Source organism: Lysobacter antibioticus (assembly GCF_000731095.1).
GTDB lineage: Bacteria > Pseudomonadota > Gammaproteobacteria > Xanthomonadales > Xanthomonadaceae > Lysobacter > Lysobacter antibioticus_B.
Window position 1 is genome coordinate 41,530 of sequence record NZ_JMTZ01000023.1, and the last position, 6,933, is coordinate 48,462.

A 6,933-nucleotide genomic window follows, 5' to 3' on the forward strand; every position below is an offset into this window, starting at 1 on the left:
AATGCTTGGCGAAGACACTTGCCCTCGTGGTTTGTTAGTAGTAATACTACTAACCATGAGCCTGACCGACACCCAGCAAGCCATCCTCGCGATGATCGCCGAGCGCATCGACACCGAGGGTTTCCCGCCGTCGCAGACCGAAATCGCCAAAGCCTTCGGCTTCAAGGGCGTGCGCGCGGCGCAGTACCACCTCGATGCGCTCGAGACCGCCGGCGCGATCGAACGCATGCCGGGCCGGGCGCGCGGCATCCGCGTGTTGCAGCCGCCGCCGCAGGCGCAGCGCGAGCTGGGCCTGATCTCGATGGGCGGGATCTCGGCGAACGAGGAGGCGATCCGCCTGCCGGTGCTGGGCCGCGTCGCCGCCGGGGCGCCGATCGGCGCGGACGCCGGCGCCGACAACTACGTCCTGCTCGATCGCAACATGTTCTTTCCGTCGCCGGATTACCTGCTCAAGGTCAAGGGCGATTCGATGCGCGACGAAGGCATTTTCGACGGCGACCTGATCGGCGTGCACCGCACCCGCGACGCGCGCTCGGGCCAGATCGTGGTCGCGCGCATCGACGACGAAATCACCGTCAAGCTGCTCAAGATCGGCAAAGACCGCATCCGCCTGCTGCCGCGCAACCCCGATTACGCGCCGATCGAGGTCCAGCCCGATCAGGATTTCGCGATCGAGGGCCTGTACTGCGGCCTGGTCCGGCCGAATCGCTGATGGCACGCGCCAAGCCCGATCCCAATGTCGATCGCTATGGCTCGGTGCGCGCCTGCGCCGCCGTGCCGGCCGCACAAGCCGCCCTGCAAGGCCTGGACGAGTCGATTTCCGCGGCGTTTTCGCGGGGAAATCCGACTCCCGCGCAAGCCGCCGCCCGGCTGACCGCCGCTGCGGCGAGCGATAATTTGCTTCCAGGCGACGCGGTCTCAGCCTCTGCGATCCGCCTCCTCTAACTTCCCTCTCACCACGACACGACTTAAGGACACCACCATGGACGAGAACAAAAAGCGCGCCCTTTCCGCCGCTCTTAGCCAGATCGAAAAGCAGTTCGGCAAGGGCTCGGTGATGCGCATGGGCGACCGCGCCGTCGAAGCCGCCGAAGTCATCGGCACCGGCTCGCTGATGCTCGACATCGCCCTCGGCATCGGTGGCCTGCCCAAGGGCCGTGTCGTCGAAATCTATGGTCCGGAGTCCTCGGGCAAGACCACGCTGACCCTGCAGGCCATCGCCGAGTGCCAGAAGAAGGGCGGCACCGCGGCCTTCATCGACGCCGAGCACGCGCTCGACCCGATCTACGCCGGCAAGCTCGGCGTCAACATCGACGATCTGCTGGTCTCGCAGCCCGACACCGGCGAGCAGGCGCTCGAAATCGCCGACATGCTGGTGCGTTCGGCCGCGGTGGACATGGTGGTGGTCGACTCGGTCGCCGCGCTGACCCCGAAGGCCGAAATCGAAGGCGAAATGGGCGACCAGCTGCCGGGCCTGCAGGCCCGTCTGATGAGCCAGGCGCTGCGCAAGCTGACCGGCAACATCAAGCGCTCCAACACCCTGGTGATCTTCATCAACCAGCTGCGCATGAAGATCGGCGTGATGATGCCGGGCCAGAGCCCGGAAGTGACCACCGGCGGCAACGCGCTCAAGTTCTATGCCTCGGTGCGCCTGGACATCCGCCGCATCGGCGCGATCAAGAAGGGCGACGAGATCATCGGCAACCAGACCAAGATCAAGGTCGTCAAGAACAAGCTGGCGCCTCCGTTCAAGCAGGTCCTGACCGAGATCCTCTACGGCGAAGGCATCTCGCGCGAAGGCGAACTGATCGACATGGGCGTGGAAGCCAAGCTGGTCGAGAAGTCGGGCGCCTGGTACAGCTGCGGCGACGAGCGCATCGGCCAGGGCAAGGAGAACGCCCGCCAGTACCTCAAGGAGAACCCCGAGCTGGCCGCCCGTCTCGAAGCGACCCTGCGCGAGAAGTACGTCCCGAGCGACGCTCCGCGCGACGAAGCCGTCGAGGAATGATCGTCCGGCTCTGAATGGTTCCGGCTCTGAACGGTTAAGGCTCTATGACGTCGGATCGGCACGACGATCGGCGTCGCGAAGGCGGCGCCGTGGACCCGGACGGGCAGGGCGGACAGCCCATGCCCAAATCCGGCCGCGACACGCAGCTTCGTGAGGAGCTGCGCGCGCGGATGCGTGCGATCGAAGCCGGCAATGCGGCGCCGAAGTCGGCCCTGGGCCCGGCGGCGACCCGTCCGCAGCCGCTTTCGTCGCCAGACGAAGCTGCGGATGCCGATGCAGATATAGAGCCGGATGAAGGGCCGGCTGAGGAGCGCACCACGTCCGAGCGCTCAACTTCTGAAACCGGCCGGCGCGGCGGGTTTTCCGGCGGCTTTGGCTCGAAGCGCTCGGCTTTGAAGCCGTCGGCTTCGAAACGGTTCGGCTCCAAAGGCTTCGGTTCGAAACCGTTCGCCTCGAAATCGTACGGAAACGGCGGCTTCGGCGGCGAGGCCGACCGTCCGGAGCGGTCCGTTCCGGGCGGCTCGGCCTGGCCCGAAGCCGACCGCTTCGAGGCGCAGCTCGCCCTGGGCGGCGCCGATCCGCTCGATCCGGCCTCCGCGGAAGATCGACCCAGTGCACTGTTCGACGAAAGTCTAAGCCGCTCCGACAGCTCGGGCCGGGGCCAGCGCCGGCGGGCGCCGCGCGAGCAGAACCCGACCCAGCGGGCCCTTGGCCTGCTGACCCGCCGCGAGCATTCGCGCAAGGAATTGACCCGCAAGCTGACCTCCCGCGGCCTCGACGCCGGCGAGGTGGAAACCGCGGTCGCCCAGTTGGCCGAGGCCGGTTGGCAGAACGACGTCCGCTTCGCCGAAAGCATGGTCAGAAGCCGCGCCGGCAATGGTTATGGGCCCTTGCACATACGTGCTGAATTGGCCACCCACGGCCTCGACAGCCAGACCATCGCCGACGCCCTGGCCAGCTACGAAGGCGACTGGCTGCAGAACGCCCGCGACCTGGTCCGGCGCCGCTATGGCGAGGACTTCGCCGCCGACCCGGCAAGGCGGCGCAAGGCCGCCGATCTGCTGATGCGGCGGGGCTTCGACGGCGATACGGCTCGTAATGCGAACCGTTCCGGCTCCGACGACTGAACGGTCGGACATATTTGCCGTACGGCCTTGCACATAAGGCCCCCGGGCCTGTTAGGCTACGCGGCTTTCGGGTCCCGGGTTGCCTGTTCCAGTCGATGCCTCCATCGTGGTGGCATGGGTTCGGTCGAGCGGCACCGCTCCCGACCAGGCAAATAATCCCAGGCATGAAAACCACCACTGAAATCCGCAGCGATTTCCTCGAGTTCTTTCGGGGCAAAGGTCACACCATCGTGCCGTCGGCACCGTTGGTGCCGGCCAACGACCCGACGTTGTTGTTCACCAACTCGGGCATGGTGCAGTTCAAGAACGTATTCCTCGGCAGCGAGAAGCCGGGTTACGTGCGCGCGGCCGACGTCCAGCGTTGCCTGCGTGCCGGCGGCAAGCACAACGACCTCGATCAGGTCGGCTACACCGCACGTCACCACACCTTCTTCGAGATGCTCGGCAACTGGTCGTTCGGCGACTACTTCAAGGAAGACGCCATCGTCTGGGCCTGGGAGCTGTTGACCCAGGTCTGGGGCCTGGCGCCGGAACGCCTGCTCGTCACGGTTTATCACACCGACGACGAGGCCTACGCGCTGTGGAACCAGAAGATCGGCGTGCCGGCCGAGCGCATCGTCCGCATCGGCGACAACAAGGGTGCGCCGTTCGCCTCGGACAACTTCTGGCAGATGGCCGACACCGGCCCCTGCGGCCCCTGCACCGAAATCTTCTACGACCACGGCGACCACATCGCCGGCGGCCCGCCGGGTTCGCCCGACGAGGACGGCGATCGCTTCATCGAGATCTGGAACCTGGTCTTCATGCAGTTCGACCGCCAGCCCGACGGCAGCCTGCTGCCGTTGCCGGCGCCGTGCGTCGACACCGGCATGGGCCTGGAACGTCTGGCGGCGGTGCTGCAGGGCGTGCACGGCAACTACGACATCGATCTGTTCCGCCACCTGATCGCCGCCGCGGCGCGCTTCACCGGCACCGACGATCTGCAGAACAAGTCGCTGCGAGTGATCGCCGATCACATCCGCGCCTGCTCCTTCCTGATCGTCGACGGCGTGCTGCCGTCCAACGACGGCCGCGGCTACGTGCTGCGCCGGATCATCCGCCGCGCGCTGCGCCATGGCTGGATGCTGGGGCAGAAGAAGCCCTTCTTCCATCTGATGGTGCCGGCGCTGGTCGAGGTGATGGGCGACGGCTATCCGGAGCTGGCGGCCAAGCGCGAATTCGTCGAACGCGCGCTGTTGGCCGAAGAAGAACGCTTCTCGCAGACCCTCGATTCGGGCATGCGCATCTTCGACGAAGTGGCCGAGCGCTCGACCGGGGTGATCCCGGGTATCGACGTGTTCCGTCTCTACGACACCTACGGTTTCCCGACCGACCTGACTGCCGACATCGCGCGCGAGCGCGGCCTGACCCTGGACATGGAGGGCTACGACGCCGCCATGGCCAAGCAGAAGCAGGGCGGCCGCGAAGGCGCCGACTTCGGCAGCAAGACCACGATGCCGGCGGAACTCGCCGCCAAGCTCGCCCCGACCGAATTCCTCGGCTACGACCGTCTGACCGAGGGCGGCCTGGAAGTCGTCGCCCTGCTGCGCGACGGCATGCCGGTCGACCAGATCGTGGCCGGCGACAACGCGGTCGTGATCCTCGAGCGCACCCCGTTCTACGCCGAAAGCGGCGGCCAGGTCGGCGACGTCGGCGAGCTCGACGAAGCCGGCACCCGTTTCCTGGTCCGCGACACCCAGAAGTTCGCCGGCCAGTTCCATGGCCACATCGGCGAGCTGACCGCCGGCACCCTGAAGCGCGGCGACCGCGTCCTGGGCGCCGTCGACGAGGCCCGCCGCGCGGCGACCGTGCTCAACCATTCGGCGACCCACCTGCTGCATGCGGCCCTGCGCCGCCTGCTCGGCGACCATGTGACCCAGAAGGGCTCGCTGGTCGCTCCGGACCGCCTGCGTTTCGACTTCTCGCACTTCAACCCGATGACCGACGCCGAGCTCGCCGAGATCGAGCGCCAGGTCAACGCCGATGTGCGCCGCAACTACGAGGCCGAAGTCCACCAGATGGGCATGCAGGAGGCCCTGGAGTTCGGCGCGATGGCGCTGTTCGGCGAGAAATACGGCGACCGCGTGCGGGTCCTGCGCATGGGCGAGGCTTCGACCGAGCTTTGCGGCGGCACCCACGTTTCGCGTACCGGCGACATCGGCCTGTTCAAGATCGTCTCCGAGAGCGGCGTCCAGGCCGGCGTGCGCCGGATCGAGGCGCTGACCGGGCAGGGCGCGCTGGACTATGTGGCCGAAGAAGAGCAGCGTTTGGAGCAGGCCGCGCGCCTGCTCGGCGGCAATGCGGCCGACGTGGCCGACAAGCTGCGGGCCCTGCTGGACCGGCAGAAGAAGCTGGAACGCGAGCTCGAATCGATCAAGGCCAAGGCCGCCTCCGGCGCCGCAACCGACCTGGCCGCCTCGGCGGCGCAGATCGGCGGGGTGCGGGTGGTCTCGACCCGGTTGGAAGGTTTTGACGCCAAGGCGTTGCGCGAGGCGGTGGACAGCCTCAAGCAGCAGCTCGGCGATGCGGTAATCGTGCTGGCGGGAGCCAGCGACGGTAAGGCGGCTTTGGTCGCCGGAGTGAACGGAAGCGCGGCTGGCAAGGTCAAGGCGGGGGAACTGCTCGCCCACGTTGCCAGTCAGATCAACGGTAAAGGCGGCGGCCGCCCGGATATGGCGCAGGGCGGCGGTGACGACGGCCCTGCGTTGTCGAAGGCTCTTGCGGGCGTGGCGCAGTGGGTTGAGAGTAGGCTTGTATGAATGGCGAACAGTGACTTCTATCGCTTGCGACCGGGTTTGACCGGTCGCTAAGATGGTTCACGTTTGTGTACAAATTGAAGCATTCTTCCTGATGGAAAAGAATGCCAACGCCGGCGCTGCGGTGCCGGCTCGAGGAGGTTTTCAATGCTGATCCTGACGCGTCGCGTCGGCGAAACCCTGATGATCGGCGACTCGGTGACTGTCACCGTGCTCGGCGTCAAGGGGAACCAGGTGCGTATCGGTATTACCGCACCCAAAGATGTCGCAGTCCATCGCGAAGAGATCTATCAGCGCATCCAGCGCGGCGAGGATGCGTCGGACGACTCGGGCAAGAACACCGGCGGCTGATAAAAAAAGTTTGCTGCGAATCGGGTGAGCCGTTATGCTTCCCGCCCGCACCGCGTTAAGTGATGCGGAGAGTTGCCCGAGAGGCTGAAGGGGCTCCCCTGCTAAGGGAGTATAGGGTCAAAAGCTCTATCGAGGGTTCGAATCCCTCACTCTCCGCCAGTTACAAAAGAGCCGCTTCTGGCGGCTTTTCTTTGCAGATCCATCGGGGTTTTCGCAGCCGATGAGGACGCAAAGAGCAAAACAGAAAATGTTGACGAACAGAAAAACGTCCGTCATAATTTTTCAACTCAGCGCCCGTAGCTCAGCTGGATAGAGCACCAGGCTACGAACTTGGGGGTCGGAGGTTCGAATCCTTCCGGGCGCGCCATACAAAGAAGCCCGGCAATCGCAAGATTGCCGGGTTTTTCTTTGCGCGCGATTCTTGTTCGCCGCCGCCTGTTCATGGCCGGTCGTTCGCGTCGTATCAACTCCGCCGCGCTACTGGCCGAGCCCCCTGTAGGAGCGGCGTAAGCCGCGACCGCGTCGTTTGTCGTCGCGGCGGTTCTTGCCGCAAAGCGGTAAGGCAACATCAAGATCTAAAGCTTCCGCCCGCTAAAGCGGCCGGGTTACTTTCTTTTGCTAAGCCCAAAAGAAAAGTAACCAAAGAAAAGGG

Annotated in this window: 6 protein-coding genes and 2 tRNA genes; all 8 read left to right on the forward strand. The window is 65.6% G+C overall.

Annotated elements, in window-relative coordinates; all coding sequences use genetic code 11:
• Window positions 1-55: 55 nt before the first annotated feature.
• The 8 genes from lexA (at window position 56) to EX88_RS0109535 (ending at window position 6,648) form a co-directional block, all read left to right on the forward strand.
• On the forward strand, window positions 56-712 hold the full coding sequence (lexA, locus tag EX88_RS0109500) for a transcriptional repressor LexA (RefSeq protein WP_031371765.1): 657 nt from the start codon (window positions 56-58) through the stop codon (window positions 710-712).
• A complete protein-coding gene (locus EX88_RS0109505; protein ID WP_031371766.1) occupies window positions 712-945 on the forward strand; it encodes a hypothetical protein in 234 nt (77 codons plus the stop codon). The genes lexA and EX88_RS0109505 overlap by 1 nt, the downstream gene beginning before the upstream one ends.
• A 37-nt stretch (window positions 946-982) precedes the next feature.
• Window positions 983-2,008 (forward strand): recombinase RecA, encoded by a 1,026-nt coding sequence (recA, locus tag EX88_RS0109510; protein ID WP_031371767.1) that lies wholly within the window; start codon window positions 983-985, stop codon window positions 2,006-2,008.
• 617 nt (window positions 2,009-2,625) lie between these two features.
• Entirely contained in the window at window positions 2,626-3,135 is a 510-nt protein-coding gene (gene recX, locus EX88_RS27090) for a recombination regulator RecX (protein ID WP_031371768.1), read from the forward strand.
• A 164-nt stretch (window positions 3,136-3,299) separates the two neighbouring features.
• Window positions 3,300-5,933 (forward strand): alanine--tRNA ligase, encoded by a 2,634-nt coding sequence (gene alaS / locus EX88_RS0109520; protein WP_031371769.1) that lies wholly within the window; start codon window positions 3,300-3,302, stop codon window positions 5,931-5,933.
• 144 nt (window positions 5,934-6,077) lie between these two features.
• Complete coding sequence (gene csrA / locus EX88_RS0109525) at window positions 6,078-6,281, forward strand: carbon storage regulator CsrA (RefSeq protein ID WP_031371770.1); 204 nt, start codon at window positions 6,078-6,080, stop codon at window positions 6,279-6,281.
• A gap of 66 nt (window positions 6,282-6,347) precedes the next feature.
• Window positions 6,348-6,440 (forward strand) — tRNA-Ser (locus EX88_RS0109530).
• A gap of 131 nt (window positions 6,441-6,571) precedes the next feature.
• Window positions 6,572-6,648: transfer RNA gene (locus tag EX88_RS0109535), tRNA-Arg, on the forward strand.
• Window positions 6,649-6,933 lie beyond the last annotated feature (285 nt).